Annotated in this window: 16 protein-coding genes; 14 read left to right on the top strand and 2 right to left on the bottom strand. The window is 68.4% G+C overall.

What is annotated here, in order from left to right; all coding sequences use genetic code 11:
- Positions 1 to 85 precede the first annotated feature (85 nt).
- Positions 86 to 1,438 carry a histidine--tRNA ligase gene (hisS, locus tag H9634_RS04605; protein WP_191725589.1) on the top strand — a complete coding sequence of 451 codons (1,353 nt, stop codon included), beginning with the start codon at positions 86 to 88 and terminating at the stop codon, positions 1,436 to 1,438.
- A gap of 19 nt (positions 1,439 to 1,457) precedes the next feature.
- Here hisS and H9634_RS04600 read toward each other — a convergent pair whose 3' ends face one another.
- On the bottom strand, positions 1,458 to 1,847 hold the full coding sequence (locus tag H9634_RS04600; protein WP_191725588.1) for an ArsR/SmtB family transcription factor: 390 nt from the start codon (positions 1,845 to 1,847) through the stop codon (positions 1,458 to 1,460).
- 127 nt (positions 1,848 to 1,974) lie between these two features.
- Here H9634_RS04600 and aspS point away from each other — a divergent pair, with 127 nt between their 5' ends.
- The 13 genes from aspS (at position 1,975) to nusB (ending at position 16,446) form a co-directional block, all read left to right on the top strand.
- On the top strand, positions 1,975 to 3,753 hold the full coding sequence (gene aspS / locus H9634_RS04595) for an aspartate--tRNA ligase (RefSeq protein ID WP_191725587.1): 1,779 nt from the start codon (positions 1,975 to 1,977) through the stop codon (positions 3,751 to 3,753).
- On the top strand, positions 3,750 to 5,186 hold the full coding sequence (locus tag H9634_RS04590; protein ID WP_191725586.1) for a replication-associated recombination protein A: 1,437 nt from the start codon (positions 3,750 to 3,752) through the stop codon (positions 5,184 to 5,186). Before aspS ends, H9634_RS04590 begins: the two co-directional genes overlap by 4 nt.
- 245 nt (positions 5,187 to 5,431) lie before the next feature.
- The gene (gene rpsD / locus H9634_RS04585; RefSeq protein ID WP_102160322.1) at positions 5,432 to 6,058 is read left to right on the top strand and encodes a 30S ribosomal protein S4; all 627 of its coding nucleotides are present in this window, start codon (positions 5,432 to 5,434) and stop codon (positions 6,056 to 6,058) included.
- Between the two features lie 170 nt (positions 6,059 to 6,228).
- Complete coding sequence (alaS, locus tag H9634_RS04580; protein ID WP_191725585.1) at positions 6,229 to 8,886, top strand: alanine--tRNA ligase; 2,658 nt, start codon at positions 6,229 to 6,231, stop codon at positions 8,884 to 8,886.
- Entirely contained in the window at positions 8,886 to 9,362 is a 477-nt protein-coding gene (ruvX, locus tag H9634_RS04575; RefSeq protein WP_191725584.1) for a Holliday junction resolvase RuvX, read from the top strand. Before alaS ends, ruvX begins: the two co-directional genes overlap by 1 nt.
- Position 9,363: 1 nt before the next feature.
- Positions 9,364 to 10,512: an endolytic transglycosylase MltG gene (gene mltG, locus H9634_RS04570; RefSeq protein WP_318244996.1), complete on the top strand. Its 1,149-nt coding sequence runs from the start codon at positions 9,364 to 9,366 to the stop codon at positions 10,510 to 10,512.
- A 75-nt stretch (positions 10,513 to 10,587) separates the two neighbouring features.
- Positions 10,588 to 11,469, top strand: a complete 882-nt coding sequence (locus H9634_RS04565; protein WP_191725583.1) for a shikimate dehydrogenase family protein — start codon at positions 10,588 to 10,590, stop codon at positions 11,467 to 11,469.
- Complete coding sequence (locus H9634_RS04560) at positions 11,466 to 12,236, top strand: A24 family peptidase (protein ID WP_191725582.1); 771 nt, start codon at positions 11,466 to 11,468, stop codon at positions 12,234 to 12,236. The genes H9634_RS04565 and H9634_RS04560 overlap by 4 nt, the downstream gene beginning before the upstream one ends.
- A gap of 10 nt (positions 12,237 to 12,246) precedes the next feature.
- Complete coding sequence (aroC, locus tag H9634_RS04555; protein ID WP_191725581.1) at positions 12,247 to 13,440, top strand: chorismate synthase; 1,194 nt, start codon at positions 12,247 to 12,249, stop codon at positions 13,438 to 13,440.
- Positions 13,437 to 14,153, top strand: a complete 717-nt coding sequence (locus tag H9634_RS04550) for a shikimate kinase (RefSeq protein WP_318244995.1) — start codon at positions 13,437 to 13,439, stop codon at positions 14,151 to 14,153. The genes aroC and H9634_RS04550 overlap by 4 nt, the downstream gene beginning before the upstream one ends.
- Positions 14,150 to 15,253, top strand: coding sequence for a 3-dehydroquinate synthase (gene aroB / locus H9634_RS04545; protein WP_191725580.1), 1,104 nt, complete (start codon positions 14,150 to 14,152; stop codon positions 15,251 to 15,253). The genes H9634_RS04550 and aroB overlap by 4 nt, the downstream gene beginning before the upstream one ends.
- A gap of 84 nt (positions 15,254 to 15,337) precedes the next feature.
- Positions 15,338 to 15,901, top strand: coding sequence for an elongation factor P (efp, locus tag H9634_RS04540; RefSeq protein WP_102160310.1), 564 nt, complete (start codon positions 15,338 to 15,340; stop codon positions 15,899 to 15,901).
- The gene (gene nusB / locus H9634_RS14455) at positions 15,898 to 16,446 is read left to right on the top strand and encodes a transcription antitermination factor NusB (RefSeq protein WP_191725579.1); all 549 of its coding nucleotides are present in this window, start codon (positions 15,898 to 15,900) and stop codon (positions 16,444 to 16,446) included. Before efp ends, nusB begins: the two co-directional genes overlap by 4 nt.
- Positions 16,447 to 16,535: 89 nt before the next feature.
- On the opposite strand, the gene H9634_RS04530 is transcribed toward nusB, so the two are convergent.
- The gene (locus H9634_RS04530; protein ID WP_191725578.1) at positions 16,536 to 17,699 is read right to left on the bottom strand and encodes an alpha/beta fold hydrolase; all 1,164 of its coding nucleotides are present in this window, start codon (positions 17,697 to 17,699) and stop codon (positions 16,536 to 16,538) included.
- Positions 17,700 to 17,790: the final 91 nt, after the last annotated feature.

The following is a 17,790-nucleotide window of genomic DNA, read 5'->3' as shown; positions in this document are numbered from 1 at the left end:
GCCGGCTGGCACCGGCTGCCGCCTATGATGGATGCGGTCGGCGCCCACCACGGCCGGCACCCACCTGGCAAGGAGAACGACTCACATGGCACAAGCCGCACGCCTGTCCGGATTCCCCGAATGGCTGCCCGCTGACCGCATCGTCGAGGAGCGGGTCATCGACCTGCTCAAGCACACCTTCGAACTCAACGGCTATGCGGCGCTGCATACGCGTGCCGTCGAACCGCTCAGCGCCCTGGCCAAGGACGGTGAGATCGACAAGGAGATCTTCGCCGTCTCTCGGCTGCACGGCGACCCGTCTGACTCCCGCAACCCGATGGGCCTGCACTTCGACCTGACCGTGCCCTTCGCCCGCTACGTCGTCGAGAACGCCGGCCACCTGTCGTTCCCGTTCAAGCGCTACCAGATCCAGCCGGTGTGGCGCGGTGAGCGCCCCCAGGACGGGCGCTTCCGCGAGTTCATCCAAGCCGACATCGACGTCGTCGCCGAGGACAGCCTCGCCGACCACTTCGAAGTCGAGGTCCCGCTGGTGATGGCGCAGGCCTTCGACGCGCTTCGCGAACTCGGCGTGCCACCGGTGCGGATCCTGGCCAACAATCGCAAGCTGCTCGAAGGCTTCGCCCGCGGCCTGGGCCTGGAGAACATCCCGGCTGTGCTGCGCAGCCTTGATAAGTACGACAAGATCGGCCCCGACCGGGTCGGCGAGCTGCTCGCCGCCGACGCCGGCGCCTCGGAAGCCCAGCAGCAGGCGCTTTTGAAGCTCGCGGCCATCGAATCCGACACCTCGGCCTTCGCCGATGAGGTCCTCGCCCTCGGTGTCAGCGATGCGCTGCTCGATGAGGGGCTCGAATCCCTCGTCCGCCTCGTCGATGCCGCCCACCGCATCCAGCCCGGCGTCGTCGTCGCCCAGCTCAAGATCGCCCGCGGCCTGGACTACTACACCGGTTCGGTGTACGAGACCCAGCTGCTCGGCCACGAATCGCTCGGCTCGGTGTGCTCCGGCGGCCGCTACGACTCCCTGGCCTCAAACGGCAAGAAGACGTATCCCGGTGTCGGCATCTCACTCGGCGTCTCGCGGCTGATGTCGCGGCTGGTCGGCAAGAACCGGATGCTGGCCGCGACCCGGTCGGTGCCGACAGCCGTGCTCATCGCCGTCACTGACGAAAGCGGCCGCAGCGAAGCCGATGCGGTGGCCATGCAGCTGCGCCGCCGCGGCATCCCCGTCGACGTCGCACCGGCTGCCAGCAAGTTCGGCAAGCAGATCCGCTTCGCCGACCGCCGCGGCATCCCATATGTGTGGTTCGTCGATGGTGAGACCGGCCACGAGGTCAAGGACATCCGCTCCGGTGAGCAGGTCTCAGCCGACCCCGAGCTGTGGACGCCGCCGGCTGAGGACGTCTGGCCGCGCGTCGAACGCGTCACCGGCGACGAGGGCTGAAGCGGCTGAAGACTGAGCCTCAGCTCTCGCCCTGGACCCGCAGCGGGGCCGCCGCGCGCGGCTCCGGATCCGGGGCCAGCGAGCCGTCTGGGGCGATGTGGTCGAAGATCTCCGAGACCATCGTCACCACGTGCGGGTCGTCGACGACGTAGAAGATGTGCTTGCCGTCCCGCCTGGAGGACACGAGGCCGGCCAGGCGCATCTTCGCCAGATGCTGGGAGACGACCTGCACGCTGACCCCGCACTCCTCGGCCAGGCTGCTGACATCGCGCTCCCCATGGAGCAGATGCCACACGATGAACAGCCGGGTCGATGAGGACAGCATCCGGAACGTCTCGGCAGCGACGTCGACCTGGGCGGGCGTCGGCACCTCGGGAACGGCAGATCCGGGGGGAGTGTCATGAGTCATTCGCAGCATCCAGCCTTTCCATCAGTACCGCGCACTATGACTATCATGGTGCAAGCGCAGAGTCTGCACACCATCCGTGCCCGCAGACCGTCACCTCAATCCTCACACCATGAAGGAGTTCCACCCCATGCTACGCACCCGTGAGGCGGCCACCCTCGGCACGCCCGACATCGACAGCACCGTCACCCTCACCGGATGGGTCGACCGGCGCCGTGACCACGGGGGAGTGGCCTTCATCGACCTGCGCGACTCATCGGGCATCGTGCAGGTCGTCGTGCGCGAAGACGTCGCCGACAAGCTGCGCAACGAGACCGTCATCCAGGTCACCGGCACCGTCGCCGCGCGCCCGGAGGGCAACACCAACGCGCAGCTGGCCACCGGTGAGATCGAGGTCGTCGACACCGAGGTGACCGTGCTCTCGCAGGCGGCACCGCTGCCGTTCCAGGTCTCCGACCACGCTGAGGACTCCGGCACCGTCGGCGAGGAGGTCCGCCTCAAGCACCGCTACCTCGACCTGCGCCGCAGCGAACCGGCCCGCATCATCCGCCTGCGCTCCGAAGCCAACAAGGCCGCCCGCCGGGTGCTCGATGAGCACCGCTACATCGAAGTCGAGACCCCGACGATGACCCGCTCGACCCCTGAGGGCGCCCGCGACTTCGTCATCCCGGCCCGCCTGCGCCCCGGCTCCTGGTACGCGCTGCCGCAGTCGCCGCAGCTGTTCAAGCAGCTGCTGCAGGTCGGCGGCATCGAACGCTACTATCAGCTCGCCCGCTGCTACCGCGATGAGGACTTCCGCGCTGACCGGCAGCCGGAGTTCACCCAGCTCGACATCGAGGCCTCCTTCGTCGAACAGGACGACATCATCGCCCTGGCCGAAGACGTCCTCGCCGCCCTCTGGGAGCTCATCGGCCACACCATCGACCGGCCGATCCCGCGCATGCCCTACTGGGAGGCGATGGAGCGCTACGGCACCGACAAGCCCGACCTGCGCTTCGACATCGAACTCACCGACCTCACCGAGTACTTCGCCAGCACCCCGTTCCGCGTGTTCCAGGCACCTTACGTCGGAGCCGTCGTCTACCCCGGCGGCGGATCGCTGCCGCGCCGCCAGCTCGACGGCTGGCAGGACTGGGCCCGCCAGCGCGGCGCGAAGGGCCTGGCCTACGTGCTCATCGGCGAAGACGGCACCCTCGGCGGCCCAGTGGCCAAGAACATCTCCGAAGAGGAGAAGGCCGGACTGGCCGAGAAGGTCGGTGCGAAGCCCGGCGACGCGATCTTCTTCGCCGCCGACAAGCCGGCAGCGGCCCGCGCGCTGCTCGGTGCCGCCCGCAACGAGATCGCCGAGCGCACCGGCCTCATCAAGGACGGCGACTGGTCGTTCGTGTGGATCGTCGACGCCCCGGTCTTCGAACCGGCAGAGGACGCCGTGGCTGCCGGTGACGTCGCCGTCGGCGAAGGCAAGTGGACGGCCGTCCACCACGCCTTCACCGCCCCGAAGCCCGAATACCTCGACACCTTCGACACCGATCCCGGTTCGGCTCTGGCCAGCGCCTACGACATCGTCTGCAACGGCAACGAGATCGGCGGCGGCTCGCTGCGCATCCACCGCCCCGAGGTCCAGCAGCGGGTCTTCGACGTCATGGGCATCACGCAGGAGGAAGCGCAGGAGAAGTTCGGCTTCCTGCTCGAGGCCCTGAGCTTCGGTGCGCCCCCGCACGGCGGCATCGCCTTCGGCTGGGACCGCATCGTCGCCCTGCTCGCCGGCACCGACTCGATCCGCGAGGTCATCGCCTTCCCCAAGACCGGCGGCGGATACGACCCGCTCACCGACGCCCCGGCGCCGATCACCGCCGAACAGCGCGCCGAGGCCGGGGTCGACTACGACCCTGACGCCGAGGACGAATGAGCGACCTGTTCTCATCGGCCAACGAGGCGGCTGCAGGCGCCGACGAGGCACCGGCAGCCGCCTCTGGCACCGAGCCCGCCGGCAGCGCCGCGTCATCAGATCCTGATAACCTCAGCGGTGTCAGCGCGCTCGATCCGCTGGCGGTGCGGATGCGCCCGCGCAGCATCGACGAGATCGTCGGCCAGGAGCACCTGACCGCTCCCGGCTCACCGCTGCACCAGCTCGCCGAGGCCCGCACCGGAGCACGGGCCGGGGCCACCTCAGTGATCCTGTGGGGCCCACCCGGAGTCGGCAAGACGACGATCGCCCACGTCATCTCGCACAGCCCCAATCGCAAGTTCGTCGAACTCTCGGCCATCACCGCGGGCGTCAAGGACGTCCGCCAGGTCATCGAGAACGCCCGCAACGACCGGGAGCTCTACCAGCGCACCACGGTGCTGTTCCTCGATGAGATCCACCGCTTCTCCAAAGCCCAGCAGGACGCCCTGCTGCCGGCCGTGGAGAACCGGCTCGTCGTCCTCATCGCCGCCACCACCGAGAACCCGTCCTTCTCCGTCATCGCCCCGCTCGTCTCTCGCTCGCTCGTCCTGACTCTCAAGCCGCTGACCGACGAGGGCGTCGCTGCACTCATCGACCGGGCGCTGGAGTCCCCGCGGGGACTGGCCGGCACCTTCACCCTCGATGACGACGCCCGGGACTACATCGTCCAGGTCGCCTCCGGTGACGGCCGGCGTGCGCTGACCGTCCTCGAAGCCGCCGCCGCCAGCGCACGCGCCACCTCCGGCAGCGATGAGACCACCGCCATCACCCGGGAGCAGGCCGCCGAATCGGCCAACCAGGCCGTCGTGCGCTATGACCGGGCAGGTGACCAGCACTACGACGTCATCTCCGCGTTCATCAAGTCGATCCGCGGCTCAGACCCCGACGCCGCCCTGCACTACCTCGCCCGGATGATCGTCGCCGGTGAGGACCCCAGGTTCATCGCCCGGCGCATCGTCATCGCCGCAGCCGAGGACATCGGCATGGCCGACCCGCAGGCCCTGCCACTGGCCGTGGCCGCCCAGACCGCCGTGGAGCGCATCGGCATGCCCGAAGGCCGGATCCCGCTGGCCGAAGCCGTCGTCTACCTCGCCTGTGCCCCGAAGTCGAACGCCTCCTACACCGCCATCGACGCCGCGATCGCCGACGTCAAAGCCGGCAAGGCAGGCGAGGTGCCCATGCACCTGCGCGACGCCCACTACCCAGGTGCGAAAGCCCTCGGGCACGGTGCCGGCTACAAATACGCCCACAGCTACCCGCATTCGGTGGCCGCCCAAGACCATCTGCCCGAATCCCTGGCAGGTGCCCAGTACTACACGCCGACGGCCAACGGAGCGGAGAAGGGCATGGCCGAGCGTCTGGCAGCGATCGCCCGGCTGCGCGCTGGGAAGTGAGCCCGGCCCGCCGGCCGGCGGGCCGCCTCGGACGCGGTGCATCCCATTTGCTCCGTACACCTGCCAGCCGGTAAGGTAGTGCGGTGCTGTGCCTGGCCGAAATCGGCTGCAGGGCGGTCGATGGGCTCCGGTCTCGCGGAGCCGATCCTCTTTCCACTCGCGGAAACAGCAGCCTCCCACGCTGACCGAGACACCCGCATGCGCGGGATCAGCGGAGGCAGAAGAATGATGAAAGGTTGGCATCCATGCCTGCACCCGCACGTTCGCGTCGCCAGGTCCGCCTCTCGCGGTCCCTGGGACTGCCGCTGACTCCGAAGGCCGAGAAGTACTTCGAGCGCCGCCCGTACCCGCCCGGCGAGCACGGCCGCGCCCGCCGCCGCAACGACAGCGACTACTCGGTCCGCCTGAAGGAAAAGCAGCGTCTGCGCGCCCAGTACAACATCCGCGAAGCCCAGATGCTCAAGGTCTACAAGGAGGCCCGCCGCGAGCAGGGCCTGACCGGTGAGAACCTCGTCGAGCTCCTCGAGATGCGTCTCGATGCCCTCGTGCTGCGCGCCGGCTTCGCCCGCACCATCCAGCAGGCCCGCCAGTTCGTGGTGCATCGCCACATCATGGTCGACGGCCAGCGCGTCGATCGTCCGTCCTTCCGCGTCAAGGAGGGCCAGATGATCCACGTGCACCAGAAGTCCGCTGAGATGGAGCCCTTCCAGATCGCTGCTGCCGGCGGTCACCGCGACGTCCTGCCGGCCGTCCCGGGCTACCTCAAGGTCGATCTCGAAGCCCTGCAGGCGACGCTGCTGCGCCGCCCGAAGCGCGAAGAGGTGCCGATCACCTGCGACATCCAGCTCGTGGTCGAGTACTACTCACGCTGATCCTGACGTCTGCGCAGACCCTGCGCAGCACCTCCTGCCCGGGTGTTCGCCACTGCGAATGCCCGGGCAGGTTTGTATGATGGCGCAGGAGGAACGCTCCGCGCCCGAGGCGCCGGCCGCCGGCCGTCATCGCCTCCCGCCTGACCCCGCAACAGTTTCGAAAGGTTCGCATGAAGACTGCAGAGATCAAACGGCGCTGGCTCGAATACTTCGCCGCCAACGGCCACACCGTCGTGCCGTCCGCGTCGGTGATCAGCAGCGACCCGACGATCCTGTTCAACATCGCCGGCATGGTGCAGTTCATCCCGTACCTCTCCGGCCGCGAACCCGCCCCGTACCCGCGGGCGACCAGCGTGCAGAAGTGCGTGCGCACCCAGGACATCGAAGAGGTCGGCAAGACCACCCGCCACGGCACGTTCTTCCAGATGAACGGCAACTTCTCCTTCGGTGACTACTTCAAGGACGACGCCATCCGCTTCGCCTGGGGACTGCTGACGAACTCCGAGGCCGACGGCGGCCTCGGCTTCGACCCCGACCGGCTGTGGGCGACCGTGCACGCCGATGACGCCGAGACCATCGACCTGTGGCTGGAGAACACCTCGATCCCGGCCGAGCGGATCCAGACCCGCGGCAACGAGGACAACTTCTGGCACACCGGCCAGCCCGGACCCGGCGGCTACTGCTCGGAGATCTACTACGACCGCGGCCCGGCCTACGGCGCCGAAGGCGGCCCGGTGGCCGATGAGGACCGCTACATCGAGATCTGGAACCTCGTGTTCATGGAGTTCGCGCTCTCCGAGGTCCGCTCCAAGGTCGACTTCACGATCGAGAAAGAGCTGCCGGCCAAGAACATCGACACCGGCATGGGCCTGGAGCGCGTCGCCTTCCTCAAGCAGGGCGTCGCGAACATGTACGAGATCGACGAGGTCTACCCCGTCATCGAGGCCGCCTCGCAGCTCTCGGGCCGGAAGTACGGTGACAGCGAAGAAAACGATGTGCGCATGCGCGTCGTCGCCGACCACGTCCGCTCAGCCCTCATCATCATCGGTGACGGCGTGCGCCCGGCCAATGAGGGCCGCGGCTACATCCTGCGCCGTCTGCTGCGCCGCGCGGTGCGCGCGATGCGCCTGCTCGGTGTCACCGAACCGGTGCTGCCGACCCTGCTGCCGGTGTCGAAGGACGCGATGAAGGACTCCTACCCGGAGCTGGAGACCGACTTCGACCGCATCTCGCGCATCGCCTATGCCGAGGAGACTGCGTTCCTGCGCACCCTCGAATCCGGCACCCAGCTGCTCGGCCGCTCCGTCGACGCCGTCGGCGAGGGCGGCACCATCAGCGGTGATGTCGCCTTCGCCCTGCACGACACGCACGGCTTCCCGATCGACATGACCCTCGAGATGGCCGCCGAACACGGCGTGTCCGTTGACGAGGAGGGCTTCGCAGCGCTCATGGCCGAACAGCGTCAGCGCGCCAAGGCCGATGCCAAGGCCCGCAAGGGCGGCCTGCACACCGACCTGTCTGCCTACTCCGCGCTGCTCGAAGAGGGCTCGACCGAATTCATCGGCTACGACAACCTCACCGCCGACTCCCGGATCCGCGGAGTCGTCGCGGCAGGGGAGAGCGTCGAGGCAGCCGAGCCCGGTGACGAAGTCGACCTCGTCCTCGACGTCACGCCCTTCTACGCCGAATCCGGCGGCCAGAAGGCCGACGTCGGCATCATCCGCGGTGACGGCTTCGTCGCCGAGGTCCTCGATGTGCAGAATCCGCTCAAGGGCCTGCCGGCCCACCGGGTCCGCATCGTCGAGGGCGCCCTGCACCCCGGGTCCGAGGTGCACGCCGAGGTGGATGCCGGCCACCGCTTCCAAGCCGCGCAGGCCCACTCGGCCACCCACCTCATCCACGCCGCGCTGCGCGAGGTGCTCGGCTCGAACGCCGTGCAGGCCGGTTCGCTCAACCAGCCCGGCTACATGCGCTTCGACTACTCCTTCCCGGAGGCCCCCTCGGCTGCTGCTCGCGCCGAGATCGAGGACGCGGCCAATATCGCTGTGCGCGACAACCTCGACGTGGCGTATGAGTACATGCCCTTCGAGGATGCCAAGCGCTCCGGCGCTCTCGCGCTGTTCGGCGAGAAGTACCCTGACGTCGTGCGCGTCGTCGACATCGGCGGTCCGTTCTCCCGCGAACTGTGCGGCGGCACCCACGTGCTGCGCACCACCGAAGTCGGCCCGATTTCGGTCGTCTCCGAAGCATCCGTCGGCTCCGGCACCCGCCGCATTGAGGCGACCGTCGGTCTGAGCGCGTTCCGCGAACTGGCCAAGGAGCGCACGATCGTGCAGTCGCTGTCGGACATGCTCAAGGTGCCCGGCCCTGACGTCATCGACCGCGTGTCCGGTCTGCTGGCCAAGATCAAGGAGGCCGAACGGACCATCGCCAAGCTCAACCAGCAGCAGGTGCTCGCCGCTGCCGGGACGGCCGTGCAGGCAGCCGAGCGGATCGGTGAGATCGTCTTCAGCGGCACCGAACTCGGCGCCGTGTCCTCCGCTGACGATGTGCGCTCCTTCGTCCAGGATGTGCGCAACCGCCTCGGCTCCGAGGCGGCCGTGGTCGCTGCGATCGGCAGCGCCGGAGGCAAGCCCAGCGTCGTCGTCGGACTCAACGACGCCGCACGCGAGGCCGGATACAAGGCCGGCGATCTCGTCAAGACCGCCTGCCGGATCCTCGGCGGTGGTGGCGGCGGCCGCCCCGATCTCGCCCAGGGCGGAGGCACCGACCTGAGCAAGGCGCCAGAGGCTCTGGCCGCACTGCGCCGTGAGCTCGGAGCCGCCTAGTGGCATTCCGGCGCGGCCGCAGGATCGCCCTCGACATCGGCTCGGTGCGCATCGGCGTGGCGCAGTGCGATCCCGACGGGATCCTCGCCACGCCGCTGACCACCGTGTACCGGCGCGACGGCGATGAGCGCGCACTCACCGAGCTGCACGCGCTCATCGCCGAACACGAGCCGATCGAGATCATCACCGGACTGCCCACCTCACTCGACGGCCAGCAGCGTGCCTCGGCCGCGGCGGCCCGCTCATTCGCGCAGGTCCTTGCAGGTCAGACGGACATTCCGGTGCGCGAGGTCGATGAGCGGTTCACCACCACCCAGGCACACGGCATGTTACAGTCAGCTGGCAGAAGCTCGCGCCAGAGACGCGAGATCGTCGACTCTGTCGCAGCGGTGATGATCCTGCAGGCGGCGATCGATCAGGAGAAGCGCACCGGCCAGCCCGCCGGAAGCCCCATCGCCACGACCGAGGAGCCCTGAGGTGAACCTGTCAGAGGAGTTCGACGCAACCGACGACGGTCTCTCGCGCCAGGAGCTGCGGGCCAAACGCCGCCGGCAGATGATGCGCCGCAGGCGCACCGTCACCATCCTCACCGCTGCCGTGCTCGTCCTCGGCGTCGTGGGCGCTGTCGCTTTCTCCACCGCCACCGGAGTGGTCTCGGAGATCTTCGCTGAGAAGGGCGATTACGAAGGCGAAGGCAAGGACGAGATCGTCATCACGGTCATCCCCGGCAGCTCCGCCCGGGAGGTCGCGAACCACCTCGTCGAACAGGACGTCATCATGTCCTCGAAGCCCTTCCTCGACGAGATCGAGAAGCGCGATGCCGTCATCCAGGCCGGTGACTTCACGATGCGCAAGCAGATGAGCTCGGCAGCTGCCGTCGAAGCGCTCATCAACCCGCTGGCCAACCAGCGCCTGGCCATCCCCGAGGGCTTCAGCATCAAGCAGATCAAGGGCCGGATGCTCGACTCCGGCATGGACGAAGCCTCGATCAACGAAGCGATCGACGAGAAGAAGCCAGCCGACTACGGACTCGACATCGAGGCGCCGAGCCTCGAAGGCTACCTGTACCCGGCAACCTATGAGATCCGTCCGAACATGACCGCCGAGCAGATGGTCCAGGAGATGGTCGACAAGACCAAGACCGAGATCGACCAGATCGGCATCCCCGCAGACAAGGTCAACGAGGTCTTCACTCTGGCGAGCATCGTGCAGGTCGAAGCCCCCGGCAACCCCGAAGACCGGGCAAAGGTCGCCCGCGTCTTCCTCAACCGCATCGACAAAGGCCAGGCGCTGCAGTCCGACGCGACCGTCAGCTACATCCACGGCGCCCGCTCCGACCTGACCACCACGCAGGAGGAGCGCGAATCCGACAACCCCTACAACACCTACAAGCACACCGGACTGCCTCCAGGACCGATCAACTCACCCAGTGCTGAAGCAGTCGACGCTGCGCAGAACCCCGCCGACGGACCATGGCTCTTCTTCGTCGCGGTCAACCCCGACACCGGGGAGACGAAGTACGCCGAGACGTACGCCGACCACCAGAAGAACGTCGAAGAGTACCGGGTGTGGCTGCGCGAGCACCGCAAGAACAACCCGAGTGACGACGCCGAAGGCGAGGGCTGAGGTCGAACCGGAGGCCGAGCACAGGCTGAGATGATGTCGTGAGGTGGGAGACCACCGCCAGGAGAGGAGAATCTGATGACCGGGATCACCGCTGCGGTGCTCGGCTCGCCGATCGGCCACAGCCTCTCACCGGTGCTCCACACGGCAGGCTATCGCGCCCTCGGCATCGCCGGCACCAGCAGCTACGGCCGCTTCGAGGTCACCGAAGACCAGCTCGCAGACTTCCTCGCCGCACACCGGGATCACACCGGATTCTCGCTCACGATGCCGCTCAAGACCGCGCTCGTCCGCCTTGCTGCCGAGCGCGGCTGGCACAGCGATGAGACCTCCGCCCAGACCGGGGCTGCCAACACCCTCATCCGGCACCCCGACAGGCAGCAGATCGCCAACACCGACGTCATCGGCATCGTCGAGGCGATCGCCGAATGCCAGCCCGCGGCCGCTGACACCGCCGCGATCCTCGGCAGCGGGGCGACCGCCGCCTCGGCTGTGGCCGCACTCCACCGCCTCGGCCTCACCGCCCTCGATCTCTATGCGCGCAGGCCGGAGCGGGCCAGGGGAGCCGCCGATCTCGCTTCCGGCCTCGGCATGCAGGCGGCCGTCCATCCACTGGCCGAGTATCAGCCCGGGCAGTGCCTGCTGACCGTCTCCACGCTGCCTGCTGGCGCACTGCGCGCTGAGTCCTTCAGCTGGCCAGGCCACCTGGATCCGGCCACGGTGCTCCTCGACGTCGCCTATGCGGCAGGCGGATACAGCATCGGCGCCGATCTCGCCGCGCACGGCGGACAGGCGATCGCAGGGGAGCGGATGCTCATCCACCAGGCCGTCGAACAGCAGCTGCTCTTCGCCGCCGCTGCCGGGATCGACGCGCCCCCGCAGACCTGGCGGCCGCGCCTGGCCGCCGCCATGACCGAAGCCCTCACCACCGCGCACACCGCGAGAGGAGACCGCCGATGATCGAGCAGCTGTCGCTCGTCGCCAGCCTCACCATCACCGTGGGCGTCGCCCTGCTCACCAGCCTTCTGATCTGGCTGCGGTTCCCGTGGATCATCGACGATGAGGCGGGCATCCGGCTGCTGCGCGGGGTCAACAGCATCAACCGGCCAGGCGGGCTCGTCACCTTCGTGCTCACCAGTGTCGGCCTCGTCATCTCCTGGCTGGCCGCCTTCATCGTCCCCGGCTCCCTGTCGCGCACCCTGGCAGACGTGCCGCTCATGATCGCCTTCGCGATGGTCGCCGGTGCCACCGGCTGGCTGTTCTGGATCGACATCTCCATCCACCGGCTGCCCAACCGGATCGTCATGCCGATCACCGTGCTGTCGCTGGCGCTGTTCCTCATCTCGCTCATCATGGGCGTCGGGCAGGCCGATCGCAGCGACGACCACCTGTGGGCCGGCGCCGGCACCCCAGCGCTCAACGGGCTCATCGGCGCTCTCGGCATGCTCATCTTCTTCGTCATCCTCAACGTCGCCGGCACCCTCATGCGCCGGTCGACGATGGGCATGGGCGACGTCAAGCTCTCGATCAGCGTCGGTCTGCTCACCACCGCCCTGAGCCCGAGCGGCCCCATCCTGGCGCTGCTGCTCATCAACGGCATCGCCGTCGTCCACGTGCTCATCCTGCTCGCGACCAAGCGCCGGCAGTGGGCTTCGAAGATCGCCTTCGGGCCCTACATGCTGATCGGAACGTGGACGACCGTGCTGGTCGGCGCGGCCTTTTTGTAGGATGGGTTGAATGTTGAGATGGCTGACTGCAGGCGAGTCACACGGTGAGGCACTTGTCGGGATCCTGGAGGGGATCCCGGCGCATGTTCCCGTCACTCGCGACGATATTTCCCAGGCACTGGCGAGGCGCCGGCTCGGCTACGGCCGCGGCGCCCGCATGAAGTTCGAAGCCGATGAGGTGCGCATCCTCGGCGGTGTCCGTCACGGCTCCACGCTGGGCTCACCGATCGCCATCGAAGTCGGCAACACCGAATGGCCCAAATGGGAAACCGTCATGAGCGCCGACCCGGTCGATCCCGAGGTGCTCGCCGACCAGGCGCGCAACGCCCCGCTCTCGCGCCCGAGGCCAGGTCACGCCGACCTGGTCGGCATGCAGAAGTACGGCTTCGACGAGGCCCGCCCGATCCTCGAACGCGCCTCTGCTCGCGAAACCGCGATGCGCGTCGCACTCGGCGCTGTCGCTGCCCGCTTGCTCGCCGAGCTCGGCGTCACCGTGCTGTCCCACACTGTGGCGATTGGCCCGGTCACCGGCTCCGGTGCGGAAGCCCAGCCGACCATCGACGACGTCGCAGCCCTCGATGCCGACCCGCTGCGCTGCTTCGACGCTGAGCTCTCCGCCCGCATGGTCGCCGAGGTCGAGGACGCCAAGAAGTCCGGCGACACCCTCGGCGGCGTCGTCGAGGTCATCGTCGACGGCGTGCCCCCGGGGCTCGGCTCCCACGTCCACTGGGACCGCAGGCTCGACTCCCGGCTGGCCGGAGCCCTCATGGGCATCCAGGCGATCAAGGGTGTCGAGGTGGGCGACGGATTCCGCACCGCCGCCCGCCGCGGCTCGGCTGCGCATGATGAGATCGAGACCTCCGAGGGCCGCATCACCCGCCGCAGCAACCGCGCCGGCGGCACCGAAGGCGGCATGTCGACCGGTGAGAGCCTGCGGGTGCGTGCGGCGATGAAGCCCATCGCCACCGTCCCGCGGGCACTGGACACCATCGACGTCACCACCGGTGAGGCCGCCCGCGCCCACCATCAGCGCTCTGACGTCTGCGCCGTGCCGGCCGCCGGCGTCGTCGCCGAGGCGATGGTCGCCCTCGTCGTGGCCGAGGCCGTCTGCGAGAAGTTCGGCGGGGACTCCCTGGCCGAGGTCAAGCGCAACCTCGACTCCTACCTCGCCGCGATTCCGGATACGCTGCGCTCACACTCGTGAACGGCCCGGAGCTGCCCGTCCCGCGTCCGGCCCCGCCGCTCGACCCGGTGCCGGCGGCCACGGCCCGGGTCGTGCTCATCGGGCCGCCCGCGGCAGGGAAGTCGACGATCGGCCGGCTGCTCGGCGACCGGCTCGGGATCCCTTTCACCGACACGGATGCGATGATCGTCGCCGCTCACGGCCCGATCGCTGAGATCTTCCGCACTCGCGGGGAAGCCCGCTTCCGGGAGATCGAACGCGAGGTCGTCCGCCGTGCCCTGCGTCGGCTGCTCGACCGGCCCGGCGTCGTCTCCCTCGGCGGTGGGGCGATCCTCAACTCCGGCACCCGCGCCCAGCTCAAGCACCCGGCGATCAAGGTCATGAGCATCGAGATCGACGAGGAGACCGCTTCGGCCAGGCTGCACGGCTCCCACCGGCCGCTTTTGGCCGACGAGGACCCGGTCGAACGGTGGAAGGCCCTGGCCGAGGAGCGCCGGCCGCTGTACGAGTCGGTGGCCACCGCGACCGTCTCGGCGTCCAACGACCCGCCGTCGACGGTCGTCAACCGGGTCGTCGACGTGCTCACCGGCCTGCAGCGGGCAGAGAACTACGCGAAGTTCGCCGCCGAGGACGAGGCGGCAGGTGACGCCGATGGCGGGTACGCTGAGGACGGCCAGCGCACAGTCGCAGACGACACAGACGCAGACGACACAGAAGGAAGTGATGAGGCGTGAGCTCCACGCGCATCGACGTGACCGGCGGCGGCGACTACAGCGTCCACGTCGGCTCAGGACTGCTCGGCACTCTGCCCGAGCTGCTCGGCTCACGTGTGAGCAAAGTGCTCGTCATCCATCCGCGGGCGCTGCGCACGACCGGTGAACTCGTCCGCGAAGACCTCGGCGCTGCCGGATTCGAGGCGCTGTCGGCTGAGATCCCCGATGCCGAGGAGGCCAAGCACATCCAGGTCGCCAGCTTCTGCTGGCAGGTCCTCGGGCAGGCCGACTTCACCCGTACGGATGCGATCGTCGCCGTCGGCGGGGGAGCGGTGACCGACCTCGCCGGCTTCGTTGCCGCGACCTGGCTGCGCGGCATCCGCTTCGTCACCATCCCGACCACGGTGCTCGGCATGGTCGATGCCGCCATCGGCGGCAAGACCGGCATCAACACCGCCGAGGGCAAGAACCTCGTCGGCGCCTTCCATGCCCCTGCCGGCGTGCTCGCCGACACCGACACACTGGCCACCCTGCCGGAGAACGAACTGTTCACCGGCCTGGCCGAGGCGGTGAAGTGCGGCTTCATCGCCGACCCCGCGATCCTCGACATCATCGAATCGACACCCCGCGAGCAGCTGGCAGACCACACCTCGGCTCAGCTGCGCGAGGTCATCGAACGCTCCATCCAGGTCAAGGCCGATGTCGTGTCCGAAGACTTCAGGGAATCCGGCCGCCGCGAGTTCCTCAACTACGGGCATACCCTCGGGCATGCGATCGAGCGCACCGAACGCTACCAGTGGCGTCACGGAGCAGCCGTGGCCGTGGGCATGATGTTCGCCGCCGAGCTCTCGGCGATGACCCGCAACCTCGACACCGCGATCGTCGACCGGCACCGCAGCGTGCTCGAGCACCTCGGCCTGCCGACCGGCTACCGCGGTGACAAGTGGCCGCAGCTGCTGGAGACGATGCGCCGGGACAAGAAGTCCCGCGGCAGCCTCATGCGCTTCATCGTCCTCGACGACCTGGCCAGCCCCGGCGTCCTCGAAGCCGCCGACACCAGCCTGCCCTACACCGCCTACCAGGCCATCGGCACCGAATCTCCGGTCACCCGGCTGAGCTGACCTGACAGGCCGAAGGGCCTTGCTACACTTGACCGGTGGTGCGCCGCGAACGGCGCCGCCGTCATCGACTGCGAAGGATTTCCATTGGCAACGACCAACGACTTGAAGAACGGCATGGTCCTCAAGATCGAGAACCAGCTGTGGCAGGTGCTCGAGTTCCTCCACGTCAAGCCCGGCAAGGGCCCGGCTTTCGTGCGCACGAAGCTCAAGAACGTCACCTCCGGCAAGATCATCGACAAGACGTTCAACGCCGGCACCAAGGTCGAGACCGCCAACGTCGACCGCCGCGACATGGAATACCTCTACAACGACGGCACCGACTACGTCTTCATGGATCTCGAGGACTACGACCAGGTCTCCCTCGCCCCGGAACTCGTCGGCGACTCTGCGAACTTCATGCTCGAGAACCAGAAGGTCCAGGTGGCCTTCCACGACGGCGCAGCCCTCTACATCGAGCTGCCGCCCAGCGTCGAGCTGGCCATCACCCACACCGAGCCCGGACTGCAGGGCGACCGCTCCACCGGCGGTTCCAAGCCGGCAACCGTCGAGACCGGATACGAGATCCAGGTGCCGCTGTTCCTCGAAGAGGGCACCAAGGTCAAGGTCGACACCCGCTCGGGCGAGTACCTCGGCCGCGTCAAGGAGTGAGCTCCCGGTCCCGCGCGCGCAAGCGCGCCCTCGAACTGCTCTTCGAGTCCGAGCAGCGCCGCCTGCCCGAGCCCGAGCTCATCCGCATGCGCTCGGGCGATCCGGACTACCCGATGAAGCCCTACGCCGTCGAGATCGTCACCGGGGTCGTCGAGCACCGTGATGAGATCGACGGGCTCATCGAGGAGTTCGTCACCGACTGGCCGGTCTCCCGCATGCCGGCTGTCGACCGGGCGCTGCTGCGCATGGGCATCTGGGAGATCATGCACAACGACGACATCGACGATCCCGTCGCCATCGACGAGGCGGTTGGTCTCGGGCGTCTGTACTCCCGTGACGAGTCACCGGCCTTCATCAACGCAGTCCTCGACGCGGTCAGCCGCAAACGGCGGACCGGTGAGACACAGGCGGCGGTGCCCGCGCCCACGGCATCGGGTGCTGACATGCCCGCTGGATCGACGCTGACGCTTGTTGAGGACGCTCCCGGTTCTCACGGCTCCGACGGCCAGGCGCCGGAGGCGGACGGCACTGACTTCTCAGCCTGAGACCACACCGCAGTCACCCCAGCCACCGCGAAGCCCCGGCCACCGAGATCTCTCGGTGGCCGGGGCTTGAGCATGCGCAGCTGAGCGCTTCAGCCTTCCTGACGCACGGAGGCGAGCCAGTCGGTGAGCACCTCGGTGGTGTGGATCGGCTTCTCCTGCACTACCCAGTGGCCGGCTTCGATGATGCGCTCCGTCAGCTGCGGGATCGCCTCGCGCATCGGCTCGGCCATCGTCGAACCGAGAGTGTCGCAGACCTGGTCGTAGCGGGCGTGGACGAACAGCGCCGGCTGAGTGATCCGCCCGCCGCCAGGCAGGCTCTCGGTGAACGCGGCATTCGCTTCGACATTGCGGTACCACGCGTTCGGGTAGGCGAAACCGGTGCGCGAGAGCGAGGCGACGAGCGCGTCGTAGTCCTCGGCACTGAGCACCCGGCCATCGCGCTCCCGGAACGGCACGCCATCAGGGAACCAACCGCCTCGGGACCGGATCTTGGCCTGCAGGGCAGGCTTCGACATCTGCTCCGGGTTGCCCCGGCGCATGATCGTGGCGATGAAGCCGGGCACATCGGCATCGAACTCCGCCGCGAGCTTCTCCGGCATCTGCTGGTGAGCGACCATATAGTCCCACTGGCCGTAGGGGAACGTGTCCTCCGGGTACATCGACCGGTTGACATGGGCGGTCATCGACGCACCGGCCGGCAGGTGCGGCACGCACATCCCGGCCACCGCCCGGCACATCTGCGGGTGCGCGGCAGCGAACGACCAGGCGACCGGGGCACCGTAGTCGTGGCCGACGACGATCGCCTCAGCGTGCTCGCCGGGCTTGAGCGAGCTGATGAGCCCGCGCACATCGGCCACCGCATTCTCGATCGCATACGCCGAGGTCTCGGCATAGACCGTCGAGGCGCCGTAGCCGCGCATATCCGGGGCGACGGCGAAATAGCCCTCGGCGGCGATCATCGGCAGCAGCGAGGCGAACGAGCGCCCGAGCTCCGGCCAGCCGTGCAGGAACACGATGAGCGGATCGTCCGCGCTGCCGGCGTGCAGGTAACCGCAGGTGTGCTCGCCGTCAGCGGTGGGGTAGGTGGCGGTGGCAAACGACACCTCGGCAGGCAGGCCAGCGGTGTGGACGTCGAGGTCGAGAGCGGGCAGCTGTGCGTGTGATGATGCGGAACTCACGCGGTTCTCCTCACGAAGGGCGTATCCGCCCGGCGCAGTCGGGCCGGGCTCGGGGCGCTCAAGTGCATCGCGCATGGATGAGAGTCTAATCACAGCCTGCCGGGCACACCACCCAGGGGGCATCCGCTGCCGGCCGAGGGGGTACACTCGTGTGCAGACGACACTC

Source organism: Brevibacterium gallinarum (assembly GCF_014836885.1).
GTDB lineage: Bacteria > Actinomycetota > Actinomycetes > Actinomycetales > Brevibacteriaceae > Brevibacterium > Brevibacterium gallinarum.
The sequence above is the reverse complement of the archived record's forward strand: the minus strand, read 5'-3'. Positions and strand labels throughout refer to the sequence as shown.